Below are 15,079 nucleotides of genomic sequence, written 5' to 3' on the forward strand. Positions count from 1 at the left end.
TTTTGATCCTATCAAAGAACAATTAACATGCCGTCTTACACTTTCTTCAGCTTCAGTTTCAACACGCCCGCCGCCTTTGTATATCCCCCTTCTGCCCCATCCACAAAATGAATATGATCATCTTTCAGGTCACGCACATAACAGGACATCACAGATTCCTTACTAACGTAAAGCGCATACTTGATCTCTCCCGCTTCCTCCAATGCATTCAACGCCTCCTGCAAAAGCAAACGCTGCTGCTCTGTTCCCGTGATCACCGTATTGATCTTACCATCCACCACCAATGTATCAGACATCTCCACCAAACGGTTCAGATAATTCTTTCCGTTTTTTGTCTTAAAGTAAATGAATCCCAGTAATGCTGTGAACCAATCCTGTATCAGTTTAAACATCTTCATATTGCCGGACTTCAAACGCATTTCAAGTTTGATAGCAGCATATGTACTTTTCAGTTTAAGTTTTGAAACAGAGATAGGTTGCCTCTTCTGCGGCGTACCATAGATCTCATCAATAGCAGAGATCACCTTTTTATAGGCAGTGGATTGTTTAGCCCCCTCCGCAGCAATAGCCAGTAAGGTCACCACCTCAAAATTGATCTCCGGTGGTTTGATCTTATCCCACCTGCACATCATTCCGGTAAGGTCCAGCTCATGATCAGGAGCGCCCAGTTCAGCCAGCAGGTAATCTTCTCCCTTGATCACTTTCTCCGCATAGTTCAATCCATCTCCCAATATAATCGGAATAGAAAAATTACCTGAACTGCTGAATTTAGTGACCTTCAATTCATGCCCCTGTGCATAGATCTCTTTAACCGGTACTGTACCTGCACGCAATTCAAGATTAAAATCCTGCTGCATATTTTTCCTGTACAACTGTAATGCACGCATGGCGGTATCCACAACAGCAGGCGGCACAATGAAAGTAGCCCCGTCACCTCCAAAGAAAAAGGGGATCGTGATATTTGCTTTATAGCTGATGTTCAGCACCGCCACAATACTGCCGGTGGCAATCAGGTTCACGGTTTCATGCAAACCACCTTGTACGGCTGCAGTAGAACTTTTAATATCCGTGATGATCACGTGCCAATCCTCCGGAACATTATAGAATAAATGATCCTCCGTTAAAAGATCGCTGAGCGCAATACGGTTTACCGGTAAACGGGAATAAAATTGTGCGTTATTTTCTGACATGCACCCGAAATTTAAGATAAATTACGGACAGCCGGCAGATTACTTATGCCGCTTTATAAGGATTCCCAACTCCCCCATCCAGCAACTGCTTCAAACTCCCCAGGTAATGCGCCCAGCCACCTTCGCAGTATTTAAAACATTCAACTTCCTGCGTTAACCCTTCATGTGTCATCACCAGGCTGGAAGGACCGATCTCCCAGAATACCTTCATCCCTATCCATTCCTTTTTATCTTCCACATCCGGCACATCTATATAAAAATCAACACATTCCCAGGTCACCTTGCTGTTGGGAACCATCGCAGCAACGCGCATCTTAATAAGATTACGCCCTTTAAAACGTACCGTAAATTCATCATTCACCTTAGCGGCAGTGCCTGAATAATCTTCAGACCACCATTCCTGAATACCGGTTGTAATGGCAGAAAAAACCACGTCCGGCGTAACGCTGACAGCCATGCTGTTCTTATAATCTGTAGCAACCATAAAATGATATTTTTATACGAAATTAATGGCTGCCATTGTAACTGACGGGGTGTTGATAAGACAATACAACGGGGACATTTGGCCAGAATTATACCCTAACTTTGTTTCAAATTCATAGTATGAGATCAGTAACCATCCTCATTCCGGAAGCACAGGATAATCTAAGCAGCGTAATAGGACCTTATAAGTTCTTTATTAAAGCCAATGCCTTCTATAAGAAGGAAGTTTTCCGTGTACAACTCGCCGGTGTTACAGACCAGGTAGATCTCTACGATGGCGCATTTTCCATCCGGCCGCATACACACATCCGCAATATCAAACAGACGGACCTGATCATCATACCCGCCATGTCCCACGACAATATCCCCAGCGTACTGGCAAAGAACAAAGAAGCCATCGACTGGATCCGCCAGCAATATAAACTAGGCGCAGAAGTAGCCAGCATTTGCACCGGTGCATTCCTGCTGGCCTCCACAGGATTACTGGAAGGCAGGATCTGCTCCACCCACTGGAATGTAGCCGCCAAATTTTCGGAATTATTCCCTGGCGTAGATCTGCAAACAGATAAACTGATCACAGATGAGCAGGGAATTTACACCAATGGTGGCGCCTATTCTTTCCTCAATCTCATGTTATACCTCGTAGAGAAGTATTACGACAGGCCAACCGCCATCTTCTGCTCAAAGGTATTCCAGGTGGATATAGACCGCAGCAGCCAGTCTCCCTTCACTATTTTCAACGGCCAGAAAGATCATTCGGACGAAGAGATCAGGAAAGCACAGGCCTACCTGGAAAGCAATCTCTCAGAAAAGATCTCCATGGATGAACTGGCCACCAGCCTTTCTATCAGCAGGCGTAATTTCGATCGCCGTTTTATCAAAGCAACCGGCAATACGCCCATAGAATATCAGCAAAGGGTGAAAATAGAGATCGCCAAAAAATCACTGGAATCCGGCCGGAAAACCATCAATGAAGTAATGTATGATGTTGGGTATGTAGATATCAAAACCTTCCGCGATCTCTTCAAAAAGATCACCGGATTATCTCCGCTGGATTACAGGAACAGGTATAACAAAGATGCGGCTGTTAGCGAGAATTATTGAGATGAGTAGCGATGAGCATGGAAACAAAAGAACCAATACCCGCCACCGTACGGATCAGGTTAAAAAAGTCCCATCGCTGTAAGATAGCCCGCCAGTTTTCAGGTGGCGTATCAGGTGTCCAGGTCCTCATGATCTGGTTGATGGGCACATTGCCGAACCGCGTTACCAGTAAAGCCGTCAATGCCAGCAGGGCTGCAAGGATTGCAAAATTCTTATCTTTCCGGAACAACCAGGCATATATCAATGGCGTTATAATAGAGAGTCCCATTAAAGTTTGTACCGTAACCCCATTATGATTCATTAATTGTACACGAAAGATGAGGTGTACGTTGACGGGTACTTCATAAAAGGCAGGGACTAGATTAACAGCACCATAAAAGAAACAGCCTGCAAGAAGACCTGTAGCAATTAATGCGATAAACTGTGTAAAGATTTTCATGAAAATAACTCTAGTTGGTCTCGGTCTGGGTAGTCTGTTGCATGATACGTCAATTCCTCCAGTTCACTTTCATCTTCCAGATAGGATATAAAATGTATGTTCAGGTTGATGATGTTCTCGTAGGGGAGACATAAACTATGTCCTTTAATCTTTTTTTGCTCATCTGGTTCATTGATCATTCGTGGATTGCCATCTTCCCCTGTCACATGTGTCTTAAAATCCCTTTTTATGACGTTTTTAAGATAGATCTGGTTCAGCACTTCACCTTCACAATCAAAATCCACCAGGAAACCAGAATAGATCATCGTACCTTCTTTTACATTCACCAGGGCATCCACAAAGATCACATCAAAATCATCCCCTTCCGGTTTGTACCTGTTGAAATAATAATACCACCTGTTATATAACCTGAAAAGTTCGTACTTTGAATGAAGAGAAAACTTAACCACCAGCCACCGTAATCCACGACCTAATACAATGGAGCAGACCAACAGCACCAGGTTATAGAAAGCAAAACCCGTCAACAACGATTTAAAGGCAGCATTGGAAACCTTCGTATCAAAGGATTTAAGATCACCACCGGAAATTAAAGCGAGTATATCAAAGCGGATCTCTTTTGAAATGAATATAACGGCGATAGAATGTATCAATAAGGAGAAAACAGCGGAAGCCATTAAACCTTCTAATAAGGTGAATTTGGGACCGGCTTTAGGAAATCTGCCGAACGAATAAGAAAGGTATAAAGCAAGTGGGGGGATGAGCAGAATGAAGATCAGTACTGCACTCAGGGCAACATTCATGGATATAGCGTTTCAGTAAACTCCTAAGAGTTAATTCTGATATTAATTTTTCTCCCGGCATCAATGGCAACAGAGATGTTCCTTCCGGAAACGCCGGATTTCCCCTCACTGGCTACGATCGCCTTTGCAATAGCATCAGATATCTGGGTATTCCTCAGTACGATTCTACCCTTTTTTGAAATTTTCACATTTGACATATCATAAAGTTAAAGAAATAATTGGAAAATATTGATCCTGCACTTAAGTAATTTTAACCAATCTCCTTCACCACTACATTCCCCATCACATCAAACGCCTCCACCTTACGCGCCTTCTTCTTCGTCACATATTCCCATACTTCCTTTTTCTTATTAAACGTGGCCAGCTCCCCATCTACCTTTACTTCCTTCACACTGTGATCATTCCGCATCTTCACCGTCACCACTTTATCGGAAACACTCACCTCACTGATCGCTGCCCCATGAAAAGCATCCACAAAAGCAACATTGTAGGCAGACTGACCAGGATTGGCCCGTTTTTGGTACTGAGCTTTCTTTACAGGATCTGCAATAGCAGCCTTGGCAAAAGCGTTAGCTTTGGCAAAACGCTCCTGATTAGCCACCTGTGTAGGTGTTTTAGGGGGATAAGGTTTCGGCACCTTACACATGATCGTTTTCCCGTTCCTTTGCCGGAACACCACTTCCTTGCCGAATTTGCCCTGGGCACCCTTCATGATTATATTATCTATTATAGCCATAACCCGAAGATAAGAAATAAATCTGACATAGGCTTCACATAGGCTCAAAATAGGAGATGCAAAGCTTTATCGTTATATTTAGGATATGTTGCGACTAGAAAGATCCAGATATCTGGGTACTAATGTTCACAGCTTTAGTACCGGGGGACTCACCATCAGTGAAACCATCTACCATCAAAAGGTATTTGAGGGCTGGCATTGTCACGAGAACCACCATATCACCCTGATCCTGAAAGGTGGCAACAGGGAGCAAAGGAAACAAGAGGAGATCACTGCCAGTCCGGGCGCTATATTACGCTATAATGAAGGCGAACTGCACCGGAATATGCATACCCAACATCCCTCCCGGAACATCAATCTTGAAATTGAAGATGCCTTCCTCTCCCGTTTTCAGCTCAATTTCTCCCATTTACAACACTCTCCGGACCTCAAACTATCCCTCTTAAAAATATACCAGGAAAGCAAAATTGCAGGCCCTTCCAGTCAAACCTCCATTGAAGCCATGCTCCTGCACCTTTTCAGCAATAAAGGCTCCAAAAACAGGCCACCCTGGATAGATCAGTTACGGAACCTGCTCCACGACCGGTGGAATGAATCCCTCTCCCTGCAGGAGTTATCCACCCTTATCGACATCCACCCGGTAACCATCTCCAAATACTTCCCCCGTTATTTTTCCTGTACCCTGGGTGAATACATGCGCAAACTGAGAGTAGAAAAAGCCGTAGACCTCATGAAAGAAGAACAGATGTCCCTTACAGAACTGGCCTATCATTGCGGTTTCTTCGATCAAAGCCATTTCATCAGGGCATTCAAAACCTGCACCGGCTTTCGGCCCAAAGAATATCAGCAGTTGTAAAGGCTAATTACGTACAATTTTATACGTTTTAACTGACGCACCTTTACTGCTATGAAAACAACCGCCATTCTCCTTATTTTCATATTAAATGCTGGCCTTGCCAAAGCCCAGATCATTGAAAAAACAGCTGCGCTGATCAAAGAACATTATGTGTTTGAAGAAAAAGGTGCAAAGATTGCCGCACACCTCCTGGCACAAAACAAAGCAGGCGCCTTCCGCAATGCCACTACTCCAAAAGTTTTAGATTCCATGGTCACTAAAACGCTGAGGGAATATAGCCATGACGGGCATCTCTTTTTCAGTTATGATCCTGAAACCGCCGCCAATACAGGTAAAAAAGAAGAAGGAGACAGCGAAGATCTGTTCTATTATGGCCCAAAAGCCGTTGAAAATAATTACGGATTCCGCGAAGTAAAAATATTAGATGGCAACATCGGTTACATCAAACTCTCCGAGATCAACATCTCTGAAAAAAGCCTGCCTGTACTATATGCCGCCATGCGCTTTGTAGCCAACACAAAAGCATTGATCATCGATCTTCAGTTTAATGGTGGTGGTGGCAGTAGTATCGGTTCCGTTTTTGAAAGTTATTTCCTGCCGAAGAATACGCCCCTACTGGAATTCAAAAGCAGAACAGGGGGCATTGAAGCAGATAAAACAGTACCCTGGCTTACAGAAGAAAAATATACAAAGCCCGTATATATCATGGTGAACAACAGAACAGCATCTGCTGCAGAAGCCTTCGCTTATGTATTGCAAGCGCACAAAAGAGCCATCGTAATAGGTCAGACTTCTGCAGGAGCCGCTAATATGAATACCTTCTACCCGGTGAACGATGAATACTTTGTATCCATCTCTACAGCAGCCCCCACATTACCTGGTACAGATCAATCATGGGAACAGAAAGGCATACAACCTGATCATGTTACAAAGCCGGGAGAAGAGATTAAATTTATTAAAGCACAAATACACTAGGCCCTCTTATAACAAAGCAACATAACTCCTAACGCAACAGGCTCGGACTTCACCAGTTTGAGCCCTTTCGCCTGCATCTCTTCCCTGAAAAAACGTTTACCTGTACCCATGATCACAGGGTGCACCAGGAAACGGAATTCATCCACCAGGTTTGCTTTCGCCAAAGCTTCTACCAAAGTAGCACTTCCCTCTATCTGAATCTCCCCACCCTCCTGCTCTTTCAATTTCGTGATGGCAGCCACCAGGTCTCCATTGATGATCGTTGAATTCTCCCAATCCGCTTTTTTCAGGGAAGAAGAAACCACGTACTTCGGCATGCTGTTCAACTTAGCCGCAACACCCATTTCGTTGTTCTTTAGATTAGGCCAGTAAGAAGAAAGCATTTCATAAGTAATACGCCCCAGGAGTAAGGCATCGCTGCCAAGAATACTTCCCTGGATATATTTTTGGCGTTCCAGGCTGTCAAAAGGATTAAACCATTCATGCATGGAATTTGCATCGAAGATACCGTCTAGCGTTACCCACGCTGATACTACGATTGTACTCATTGTTTTAATTTTCTACAAAGTAACAGCAGCCTGCAACCGTGGAATTGAACAAACCCGACAAATTACCGGTAAGGAGCAGATTGCTTTAAATAATCAGTGGGAGAAGTATGGGTGAACTTCTGGAAGTCGCGGATCAGATGGCTTTGATCTGCATAGCCATACTGATAGGCCACTGCCGTTAGCCGGGAGAATTGATGGTTATTGATCTGGTTAAAGGCAGCATTGAACTGGCAGATCTTACTGAATAATTTAGGGGGAATTCCTACATGGGACTCAAACAATCGCTGAAAAGTACGCTCCGTAACATGCAGTTCGTTCTGGAGATCTTTCAAAGGAACCAATCCATTACTTCTTCTGATAGTATCTGTAGCAAACAGCACCGCCCTATTCGTATAGATAGGCTCCACCAGCTTTTTTACATAACTGTCCAGCAACTGCAAACGTGCAGGCAAAGAAGGTGTTTCCGCCAGTTGTTCCTGCAATCGCATGCCCCTGGCAGGTTGTGTAAGAGACAGATCGATATGGATATCCGTAAGTTCTTTCGCATCAAAGCCAAACAATGTTTTTAAAGTATGCGGATAGAAGAAATAAGCGATCATCATGAAACGCCCTCTCAGGTAAAACTCAGCAGGCTGAACACATTGCCCGTACAAATAAAGATTCTCCCCATTCAGCGTGATAATACTCGGATACCCATTGGCAATCAGTGGCAACGCTACATCACAATACGGATCGAAGTTCTCGATCACCAGGATATTGCTGACATAAGCGGCAACAGAAGGATCCGGCTGTATGGACTGCGTTTTCATTACCTAAATTTAAGGTAAATTTGATTTCCCCATGAAAACAGCCTGCTCACTCCCCTTCCCTCCAATCCTCACTCAATCCCCCCAACAAAGGATGATACATCTCATCCCCCGCATGCTGTGTAAACTCCACATTCAACCGCTCCACTCCCAACACCTCCACACAACAAGCAATCAACGCCTCTGCCAAAGCAGCCCTCGTCTCCGCAGTCCTGCCACGACGAACATCACACATCAGCAAAGCTCCAGGAACAGGCTCCTCAGCAGAACAACGCCAAACTGCCCCTTCCCCCAATTCCCTGATCGTAACAGTAACCCTCTTCACGTCCGCTTGCATGATAGCAGCATAAATATCCCCCATCCGTTTAGCCAGCAATTGTTTGGTGGCAACAGGATAATGATCGTTCACATCTAATTGTAAATACGGCATACCATAAAGATACCGATTTTACGGCCGCGAGTAAGTCACGATATCTATCCCCACCCCATTAGGGTCCTGTATTGCAAAGTGACGATCCCCCCATGGCTCATCCCTGATATCAATTTTGATATCCACCTTTTTATCCTTCAGTTTTTTATACATCTCGTTCACGTTATCCACTTCAATCGTAAGGTATACCCCTTTCCCCGCAAAGGCTGTTTTGAACAACGGCTGCTGAGAAGCATGTTCCGGCAGCAGGAAACTAATCTCCGCCTGCTTATTCGGCGTATGGAGTAAAAGATAAAAATCGTTTTCAAAGGTCACGCCAAACCCTAATACTTCCGTATAGAACTTTTTACTTTCTGCGATCTTAGACGTGATGATCCCTGCATTCAGTTTCATTTGTGCAAACAGGTTAATGGTGAGAAAAGAAAATGTCAGCAATAAGAGTAATCGTTTCATAAGGCAAAGTTACCCCCGGCCTACACGCAAACATTGTAAAAATCGGACAACTTACTTTGGAAAGACCTTACCGGGTGTAAGGCCATAGAGACTTTTAAATTCTTTGATAAAATGCGCCTGATCATAATACCCCGCATCCAGGTAATGCTTGGGCGACTGCAACGTTTTCTGAAAACGCACGATCCGGGAAAACTCCTTCGGCGTATCGCCGATATAGAACTCAAACAACCGTCGCAATTGGCGAACACCGATCCCCTGCGGCAGATCTTTCTCTACACTCACAGTGCCAGCCTGCGCCAGGATCAAAGAAACAGATTCATACAACCGGTTATCCGCATCAAAAGTAGTTTGAGAAATATGGCGAAGGAAATGAGCATCCAGCATAGCCGGAGAAAAATCCCCTTCAGCAAAAGCCCCGCTTAAAAACCCCGCCAAAGCAGGCACCACCTCATCCAACATCAACGCCTGGTTACTCAATTCAGCCGCATTGATCTTATACAACTGCGGAAACATACTCGGAAAAAACCTTACTCCCACATAGTTGAAAGACGGCGCCAGCGCATACTCCACAAATGAATTAGAGAACCCCATTACATAACTCCGCTCCGGTTGCGCCAGCTCGAAATAGATGTCCATACAGCCATCCGCCACCACCCTGTAATGAAAAGGCTCCGTTAAAGGATACCTGGTCTTAAGCTGCCAGTAGCAATAGATATAGTCCTGCAACCTGGGATCCGGCAGGAATTCCTGGTACGCAACACCTTCAGCAGGATGTGAAAAACCAGGCTGAACAGGCGCATAAAGAGATCGTATATCCGGTAGCGTTTTCAGACTTTCAAGTTACTTATTTATGGACTTTTGATAAAATTTTACTAATTTATACCTGCCAAATATGGCATTCCCGCTGGCAGCGTGGCTTGGTTATAGAATACTGACGACAACTGATCACACTTGTGTTTATCCTGGAATCCCCGCTAGTGGCCCTATTTCCCGCATTACACCTCCGTTCCTGGCTCACGTTTTTTGTGCTGCCTCTTTCGTATTCCTAACCATTTTTCTAAGCAATGGCATCAACAATTGTACATGCAGAACCGGTACTTACCGTACAAAATGTAGGAGACACCATTAAATACTGGCAGGAAGTATTCGGCTTCCCCGACAAATGGATGTGGGGAGACCCGCCTACCCATGGCGCAGTGTCCTGGCATGGCACACAGATCCAATTCTCTCACGATCCCGCACTGGCAGCAGCTTCCAGGGGCAATGCCATCTTTATCCGGGTAAGGCAGCTGGAAAACCTCTACGACTTCCACCGGGAAAAAGGAGCAGAAATTGTAACCCCGCTTGAAAACAAACCTTGGGGCATGGCAGGATACACCGTCCGCGACCTCAATGGTTACTATATAGATTTTGGCGGCCAAACCGTTATCGTGCGCGAGAAAAGCAAGGAAAGCCTCCCCCCGGACATACGGATCATTGAAAGGATCCCCACCCCGGAAGAGTTCGGACGTTTAGCCATTTCAGTTGGATGGGCAAATGCAGAGAAAGATACCATTAACAAATTCACAGCCATGCTGGCCCCCGTGGCACATGCTGTAGTGGCTGAAGACAGCGCAACCGGAGAAGCAGTAGGATGCGCATTGTTAATAGGAGACAAAGTCACTTTCTATTATGTAAAAGATGTAATGGTTCATCCGGACTGGCAAGGCAAACGCATCGGCACCGCCATGATGAAAACACTGATTGATTTAGTGGACGATGATGTGATGGTTACACTCATCTCCGGAGAAAACCTCGCCCCCTTTTACCAGCAGTTTGATTTTATTCCGACCTTTGGCATGATCCGCTTTAAAAGGATCGCGGATGAAAAATAGAACGATCACCATCGAAGCCTACTCAGAACAATGGCCACTCGCCTTCCGGGAACTACAGGCCATCTTTAACCAACACCTGGAACACCTCATCAGCAGCATTGAACATGTTGGCAGTACAGCCGTACCCGGTCTTGCCGCAAAACCCATCATCGATATAGATATCATCATTAAAGATAAAAGCCGGTTTGAAGAGATCACCGCCATTTTAAAAACATTGGGATACACCCATGAAGGAGATAGAGGTATCCCTGGAAGAGAAGCCTTCTCAGGCCCTTTGCAGCCCAAACACCATTTATACGTTTGCCTGGAAGATAGCATCAGCCTGAAAAATCACCTGCTCTTACGTAACTACCTCCGCTCCCATCCGGAGAAAGCAAGAGAATATGGAGAACTTAAAAAACAACTGGCAGAAAAGTATCCGGATAACATTGATCTGTATGTAGAAAACAAAACGGCTTTCATCACTGATATCCTGAAAGAAACAGGATTAGATGCTGATAAATTACAGGACATCACCACACAGAATAAAGCCCTTAAAAAACAACACGGCTCGATTTCCTGAAAGCAGTAGGACTGATGCCCTTGTTTTTCCTGAAGAACTTATTCAGGTGACTTTCATCCGTAAACCCAAGCTCCGTCACAATCTCGCCCATGCGTTTATCACTGTGCTGCAAGCGGTGTTCTATCATTTTTATCCGGTAGTTAGTGATGTACTGCTGCATGGTTTCATTCGTCTGCCGCTTGAAATACCGCCCGAGATAAGATTCAGACACACCAAATTCTTTACTGATCACATCCGTTCTGATCTTCTCCGGATAATAGATATTGTTTTGAATATAGGTAAGGATATCCAATGCCTTTTCATCTGTTTGTTCGCCTACCAGCTCCGGTAAGAGCCTTGCAATATTACGCGCCACCACTACGATCAGGGTATTCACCAGGTGTTGGATCAATTCCCTGTTATAACAGTCCTTGTTCACATATTCCCTGATCACCGCTTCTATCAAAGGATGCACCAGGCGCTTATCCACCTGGTTCTTCAATATACAGCCCGGCTGATGGTTGGCATTCTGTAATATAAATTCCAGCCGTTGAACATTATCTGTATGAATACTGTTCGACTGAATATAGATATTGGAAAAGCGTAAAAAGAAAAAGGAAGTAGTAGTTTCAATCTGAAAGGAATGACAGTCTTCCGGTGTGATCAGGAACATATGCCCTTCATGATAGCGGGATGTGTTATTATTGATACACTGTGTACCCGTTCCCGAAAGGATGTATACCAGCTCAAAGAAGTTATGTACGTGTGCGGATTTACTGCATAAATCCTGCGTTTCAATCACTTCTACCGAAAATGGTTCATGCAGATTTTCCCGTTTCATGCTGCAAATATACCTAATTATGGAAAACATCTACCACTGAAATAAGAATAACAGGTATAAATTTGCTATATGAAAGCGATAGTATTAAGCGCCCCCGGAAGCGCAGAACAACTCCGGCTTACAGAACTTCCCACACCTGCAGCTCAGGAAGGAGAAGTTATAGTACAGGTAAAAGCCCTCAGCATCAATCCTGTTGATATAAAAACAAGGAACGGCAAAGGCATGACAGGAAGGTTAAAAGACGAAAACCCCATCATCCTCGGCTGGGATATTTCAGGTATCGTTACAGCTGTAGGAGCAAATGTCACTGCTTTTAAAGAAGGTGATGCCGTTTTCGGAATGGTCAATTTCCCCGGTCATGGTAAAGCCTATGCAGAATATGTGGCAGCACCCGCAGCACATCTTGCTTTAAAACCGGATAATATTACCCACGAAGAAGCAGCTGCAGCAACCCTTGCAGCCCTCACTGCCTGGCAGGCATTAGTAACACACGCCGCCATCAAGTCTGGCGATAAAATGTTAGTACACGCAGCAGCTGGTGGCGTTGGCCATTATGCCGTACAGATAGCAAAATACCTGGGCGCACATGTAACCGGCACCTCTTCCGCTGCCAACAAAGAATTCGTATTAGGACTCGGTGCAGATGCACACATTGATTATAAAAGCCAGCGTTTTGAAGAAGTGACCGGAGGACTGGATTTTGTACTGGATGCATTTGGCGGAGACATGATAGAGCGTTCTCTTGAAGTGATCAGGCCAGGCGGCTCTTTGATCACCTTACCCACCGGAGCCGTGGAAGGCCTCACTGAAAAGTCCGCCGCAAAAGGAATTAATGGTTATCATTTCATGGTATCCTCTAACGGAAAAGATATGGCCATACTAGCGGACCTTTTGCAGAAAGGGATCATTAAATCGCATGTATCACAGGTATTCCCTTTGGCCGAAATAGCTAAAGCACACGAACAGGTAGAAACAGGAAGAACAGTAGGAAAAGTAATTGTAAGACCATAACCATTAAAAAGAGGAACCGGGTTTAAAAGCCCGGTTCCTCTGATATTATTTCTTCGTCACTTTAAAATCCTCAAATACCACCTCAAACTTTTCCTTCCCCGGCGCCGCAGCCACAGGCCCGATCTGCGCTTTCACACCCGGTGGAAAATAAGCCAACCGCAACATCTTAAAGTCCTTATTATCAAAAGAATATTCGATCTGCACATAGTCTCCTTTACGCAGCAACTTCAACCACATGCTTTTCGGACTATCATGTCTTGGTACTACAGACCAGTCAGACACTTCCCTCGTTACCACTGCACTCACATTCTGCACCCCATCTACATATTCGATCCCCGTTTTGATCCAGTTCTTCGCATCAATGCGGATCATTAATCCTGCCTGGTGGAACAGCTCTTTATAAGCCCCTGTGATCTTCACCGTCGCTTCAAAGTCCCCTTCCTGCTCCTGGTAATAGAACGGTCCATTATCCCGTTTAAAACCATAGTGCGTCACCTGCCAGTAATCTGTGCCAGGATCTACCGTCACAGCCAGTTTGTGCTCATCCACCTTTGTCCATTTCTTCGGTTCATTAAACCATTTCATCGTTTGCGCTTTCAAACCGTTTGATAATAATACACACGTTGCAATAACCAGCAGTTGTTTCATTGATATCGTTATTTAGAATTAGACCAGATCTCTTTTATCGTTTCTTCCAGGTTCATGCCATCCGGAACAGCAGCAGAGCGTGTATTCGCACGATTCTTCACCATAGATTTACCTCTTCCCAAAGATACGATCCGGCTCACCGGCATTTGCAAATGCGCGCTGCTGTCATGCGTTTTGATCCATTGAAACGCATACCGCAACCAATCCTGCCGGTACTTTTCCGGTTGCAGGTAAAACCAGCTGATCTCATCATATCCCCAGATATAATGGGAAGCCGTATCTGCTACACCCGGATTCCTGCTGATACCAAAATTATCCAGCTCTACCAGGAAAGGTAAGGAAGGAGAAGACCAGCCACTGGGTGTGATACAAGCTTTACTTCTTCCAAATAAAGCATCCAGGTAACCCATTTGCAGGATACCCTCCTGTGGTTTATCCACCACTTCTTTGATCCGTAAAGGGAAAGAATTAAAATCCAGCAGGCTTTTTCCATTCACCACCATACCACCGGAAGGAGTATGTGCATCCAGCAATACCCATTTATGACGGGTATGTTTCTTAGCATACTCTCTTACTTTCACAAGAAAAGCAGCCCATGCTTCCAGCTTAGGGTCTGCCATACCTATCAATGCAATCTGCCCGAGATGCAGGCCTTCGCACCCAATATTCATATAAGTACCAGCCAGGAACATAAACCAGTACTGCGTTTCTTTAGTGGTAATATCCGGCACACTGCTTCCCTTCCGCCAATGATCTACAAATTTCCCGTTGCCATTGAGCATGGCATCATAACGGAAATTCCGTTTTTCCACCTTATCGCCGAAAGTAGTGAACACCCAATCAGGAACAGGAATATCGTTCACCTGTTGCGTGATGCATTCAAACAAACATGCCTGGAAAACAACTTCAGGGTCCTGCTGTTGTACTTTCTTTATCAGCATTTCTGCCTGGTGCAGGTAATCTTTATTGGTTAACATAGATTCCTTCCCCCAGCGGTAAATAGCCCGCCCGATGAATTTAGCGCCGATGTTTTTGATCAGCCGGATATCATCTTCTTTATTGGGATAAGCAGCATCCACCGTATAGGGGTCTACCGCCAGAAATTCCGCCATGGTAACGGAATGCTCAAGGTAATTATCCAGCACTTCTTTGGAAATGCCTTTTTCGTTAAAGCCTTTTGTGGGTCGCTGGGCATAACTGGCCAACGTAGAAAAGACGATAAGCAGGAAGAACGTGGTTTGCCTGTTCAATAGCGTCATAGAATAGTGTGTTTTGAACAAGATACAGCTTACCGGGATTACATGTCCTGCTAAAATTTGTAAAGGGAATATTTAGCAAAATGAG

At 44.8% G+C, this 15,079-nt stretch carries 19 protein-coding genes; 6 read left to right on the plus strand and 13 right to left on the minus strand.

The window, feature by feature from the left end:
* Positions 1-35 precede the first annotated feature (35 nt).
* Both GFS24_RS10410 and GFS24_RS10415 read right to left on the minus strand, forming a co-directional pair.
* Complete coding sequence (locus GFS24_RS10410; protein ID WP_153659498.1) at positions 36-1,190, minus strand: DUF3095 domain-containing protein; 1,155 nt, start codon at positions 1,188-1,190, stop codon at positions 36-38.
* Positions 1,191-1,233: 43 nt separating this feature from the next.
* Complete coding sequence (locus GFS24_RS10415; protein ID WP_153659499.1) at positions 1,234-1,674, minus strand: SRPBCC domain-containing protein; 441 nt, start codon at positions 1,672-1,674, stop codon at positions 1,234-1,236.
* A gap of 119 nt (positions 1,675-1,793) precedes the next feature.
* Between GFS24_RS10415 and GFS24_RS10420 the strand changes: the two genes are divergently transcribed.
* On the plus strand, positions 1,794-2,777 hold the full coding sequence (locus tag GFS24_RS10420; RefSeq protein ID WP_153659500.1) for a GlxA family transcriptional regulator: 984 nt from the start codon (positions 1,794-1,796) through the stop codon (positions 2,775-2,777).
* On the opposite strand, the gene GFS24_RS10425 is transcribed toward GFS24_RS10420, so the two are convergent.
* The 3 genes from GFS24_RS10425 to GFS24_RS10440 all read right to left on the minus strand — a co-directional run bounded on the left by GFS24_RS10425 (position 2,761) and on the right by GFS24_RS10440 (position 4,752).
* A complete protein-coding gene (locus tag GFS24_RS10425; RefSeq protein WP_153659501.1) occupies positions 2,761-3,216 on the minus strand; it encodes a DUF1772 domain-containing protein in 456 nt (151 codons plus the stop codon). The genes GFS24_RS10420 and GFS24_RS10425 overlap by 17 nt on opposite strands.
* Positions 3,213-4,016 carry a hypothetical protein gene (locus GFS24_RS10430; protein ID WP_153659502.1) on the minus strand — a complete coding sequence of 268 codons (804 nt, stop codon included), beginning with the start codon at positions 4,014-4,016 and terminating at the stop codon, positions 3,213-3,215. The genes GFS24_RS10425 and GFS24_RS10430 overlap by 4 nt, the downstream gene beginning before the upstream one ends.
* A gap of 250 nt (positions 4,017-4,266) precedes the next feature.
* The gene (locus GFS24_RS10440) at positions 4,267-4,752 is read right to left on the minus strand and encodes a hypothetical protein (RefSeq protein WP_153659504.1); all 486 of its coding nucleotides are present in this window, start codon (positions 4,750-4,752) and stop codon (positions 4,267-4,269) included.
* A gap of 85 nt (positions 4,753-4,837) precedes the next feature.
* On the opposite strand from GFS24_RS10440, the gene GFS24_RS10445 reads away from it, so the two are divergent.
* Positions 4,838-5,608 (plus strand): AraC family transcriptional regulator, encoded by a 771-nt coding sequence (locus tag GFS24_RS10445; protein WP_153659505.1) that lies wholly within the window; start codon positions 4,838-4,840, stop codon positions 5,606-5,608.
* Positions 5,609-5,659: 51 nt separating this feature from the next.
* Positions 5,660-6,583, plus strand: coding sequence for a S41 family peptidase (locus tag GFS24_RS10450; protein WP_153659506.1), 924 nt, complete (start codon positions 5,660-5,662; stop codon positions 6,581-6,583).
* Here the strand turns inward: GFS24_RS10450 and GFS24_RS10455 are convergent.
* From GFS24_RS10455 to GFS24_RS10475, 5 genes are all read right to left on the minus strand, one after another.
* Positions 6,580-7,131 carry a dihydrofolate reductase family protein gene (locus GFS24_RS10455; protein ID WP_153659507.1) on the minus strand — a complete coding sequence of 184 codons (552 nt, stop codon included), beginning with the start codon at positions 7,129-7,131 and terminating at the stop codon, positions 6,580-6,582. The genes GFS24_RS10450 and GFS24_RS10455 overlap by 4 nt on opposite strands.
* Before the next feature lie 62 nt (positions 7,132-7,193).
* Complete coding sequence (locus GFS24_RS10460) at positions 7,194-7,940, minus strand: AraC family transcriptional regulator (RefSeq protein ID WP_153659508.1); 747 nt, start codon at positions 7,938-7,940, stop codon at positions 7,194-7,196.
* A 46-nt stretch (positions 7,941-7,986) separates the two neighbouring features.
* Complete coding sequence (locus GFS24_RS10465) at positions 7,987-8,367, minus strand: tautomerase (protein WP_153659509.1); 381 nt, start codon at positions 8,365-8,367, stop codon at positions 7,987-7,989.
* 18 nt (positions 8,368-8,385) lie between these two features.
* Entirely contained in the window at positions 8,386-8,820 is a 435-nt protein-coding gene (locus tag GFS24_RS10470; RefSeq protein ID WP_216647388.1) for a VOC family protein, read from the minus strand.
* A gap of 51 nt (positions 8,821-8,871) precedes the next feature.
* Positions 8,872-9,651, minus strand: coding sequence for a helix-turn-helix domain-containing protein (locus tag GFS24_RS10475; RefSeq protein ID WP_153659510.1), 780 nt, complete (start codon positions 9,649-9,651; stop codon positions 8,872-8,874).
* 233 nt (positions 9,652-9,884) lie between these two features.
* Here GFS24_RS10475 and GFS24_RS10480 point away from each other — a divergent pair, with 233 nt between their 5' ends.
* Both GFS24_RS10480 and GFS24_RS10485 read left to right on the plus strand, forming a co-directional pair.
* Positions 9,885-10,694, plus strand: a complete 810-nt coding sequence (locus GFS24_RS10480) for a GNAT family N-acetyltransferase (RefSeq protein WP_153659511.1) — start codon at positions 9,885-9,887, stop codon at positions 10,692-10,694.
* Positions 10,684-11,256, plus strand: coding sequence for a GrpB family protein (locus GFS24_RS10485; protein ID WP_153659512.1), 573 nt, complete (start codon positions 10,684-10,686; stop codon positions 11,254-11,256). The genes GFS24_RS10480 and GFS24_RS10485 overlap by 11 nt, the downstream gene beginning before the upstream one ends.
* Here the strand turns inward: GFS24_RS10485 and GFS24_RS10490 are convergent.
* Entirely contained in the window at positions 11,228-12,076 is an 849-nt protein-coding gene (locus tag GFS24_RS10490; protein WP_153659513.1) for an AraC family transcriptional regulator, read from the minus strand. The two genes, GFS24_RS10485 and GFS24_RS10490, sit on opposite strands and share 29 nt — an antisense overlap.
* Positions 12,077-12,145: 69 nt before the next feature.
* Here GFS24_RS10490 and GFS24_RS10495 point away from each other — a divergent pair, with 69 nt between their 5' ends.
* On the plus strand, positions 12,146-13,087 hold the full coding sequence (locus GFS24_RS10495) for an NADP-dependent oxidoreductase (protein ID WP_153659514.1): 942 nt from the start codon (positions 12,146-12,148) through the stop codon (positions 13,085-13,087).
* A gap of 45 nt (positions 13,088-13,132) precedes the next feature.
* Here the strand turns inward: GFS24_RS10495 and GFS24_RS10500 are convergent, their stop codons facing one another.
* Both GFS24_RS10500 and GFS24_RS10505 read right to left on the minus strand, forming a co-directional pair.
* Positions 13,133-13,735, minus strand: coding sequence for a DUF1349 domain-containing protein (locus tag GFS24_RS10500; RefSeq protein ID WP_253906428.1), 603 nt, complete (start codon positions 13,733-13,735; stop codon positions 13,133-13,135).
* A gap of 8 nt (positions 13,736-13,743) precedes the next feature.
* Positions 13,744-14,994 (minus strand): hypothetical protein, encoded by a 1,251-nt coding sequence (locus tag GFS24_RS10505; protein WP_253906429.1) that lies wholly within the window; start codon positions 14,992-14,994, stop codon positions 13,744-13,746.
* Positions 14,995-15,079 lie beyond the last annotated feature (85 nt).

Source organism: Chitinophaga sp. SYP-B3965 (assembly GCF_009647655.1).
Classification (GTDB): domain Bacteria; phylum Bacteroidota; class Bacteroidia; order Chitinophagales; family Chitinophagaceae; genus Chitinophaga.

Excerpts from the sequence above, each read along its gene's own strand:
- GFS24_RS10425 (WP_153659501.1), bottom strand. The coding sequence starts at position 3,216 with ATGAAAATCTTTACACAGTTTATCGCATTAATTGCTACAGGTCTTCTT.
- GFS24_RS10480 (WP_153659511.1), top strand. The coding sequence starts at position 9,885 with ATGGCATCAACAATTGTACATGCAGAACCGGTACTTACCGTACAAAAT.
- GFS24_RS10410 (WP_153659498.1), bottom strand. The coding sequence starts at position 1,190 with ATGTCAGAAAATAACGCACAATTTTATTCCCGTTTACCGGTAAACCGT.
- GFS24_RS10445 (WP_153659505.1), top strand. The coding sequence starts at position 4,838 with ATGTTGCGACTAGAAAGATCCAGATATCTGGGTACTAATGTTCACAGC.
- GFS24_RS10430 (WP_153659502.1), bottom strand. The coding sequence starts at position 4,016 with ATGAATGTTGCCCTGAGTGCAGTACTGATCTTCATTCTGCTCATCCCC.
- GFS24_RS10455 (WP_153659507.1), bottom strand. The coding sequence starts at position 7,131 with ATGAGTACAATCGTAGTATCAGCGTGGGTAACGCTAGACGGTATCTTC.
- GFS24_RS10485 (WP_153659512.1), top strand. The coding sequence starts at position 10,684 with ATGAAAAATAGAACGATCACCATCGAAGCCTACTCAGAACAATGGCCA.
- GFS24_RS10505 (WP_253906429.1), bottom strand. The coding sequence starts at position 14,994 with ATGACGCTATTGAACAGGCAAACCACGTTCTTCCTGCTTATCGTCTTT.
- GFS24_RS10415 (WP_153659499.1), bottom strand. The coding sequence starts at position 1,674 with ATGGTTGCTACAGATTATAAGAACAGCATGGCTGTCAGCGTTACGCCG.
- GFS24_RS10470 (WP_216647388.1), bottom strand. The coding sequence starts at position 8,820 with ATGAAACGATTACTCTTATTGCTGACATTTTCTTTTCTCACCATTAAC.
- GFS24_RS10490 (WP_153659513.1), bottom strand. The coding sequence starts at position 12,076 with ATGAAACGGGAAAATCTGCATGAACCATTTTCGGTAGAAGTGATTGAA.
- GFS24_RS10500 (WP_253906428.1), bottom strand. The coding sequence starts at position 13,735 with ATGAAACAACTGCTGGTTATTGCAACGTGTGTATTATTATCAAACGGT.
- GFS24_RS10460 (WP_153659508.1), bottom strand. The coding sequence starts at position 7,940 with ATGAAAACGCAGTCCATACAGCCGGATCCTTCTGTTGCCGCTTATGTC.
- GFS24_RS10495 (WP_153659514.1), top strand. The coding sequence starts at position 12,146 with ATGAAAGCGATAGTATTAAGCGCCCCCGGAAGCGCAGAACAACTCCGG.
- GFS24_RS10440 (WP_153659504.1), bottom strand. The coding sequence starts at position 4,752 with ATGGCTATAATAGATAATATAATCATGAAGGGTGCCCAGGGCAAATTC.
- GFS24_RS10465 (WP_153659509.1), bottom strand. The coding sequence starts at position 8,367 with ATGCCGTATTTACAATTAGATGTGAACGATCATTATCCTGTTGCCACC.
- GFS24_RS10420 (WP_153659500.1), top strand. The coding sequence starts at position 1,794 with ATGAGATCAGTAACCATCCTCATTCCGGAAGCACAGGATAATCTAAGC.
- GFS24_RS10450 (WP_153659506.1), top strand. The coding sequence starts at position 5,660 with ATGAAAACAACCGCCATTCTCCTTATTTTCATATTAAATGCTGGCCTT.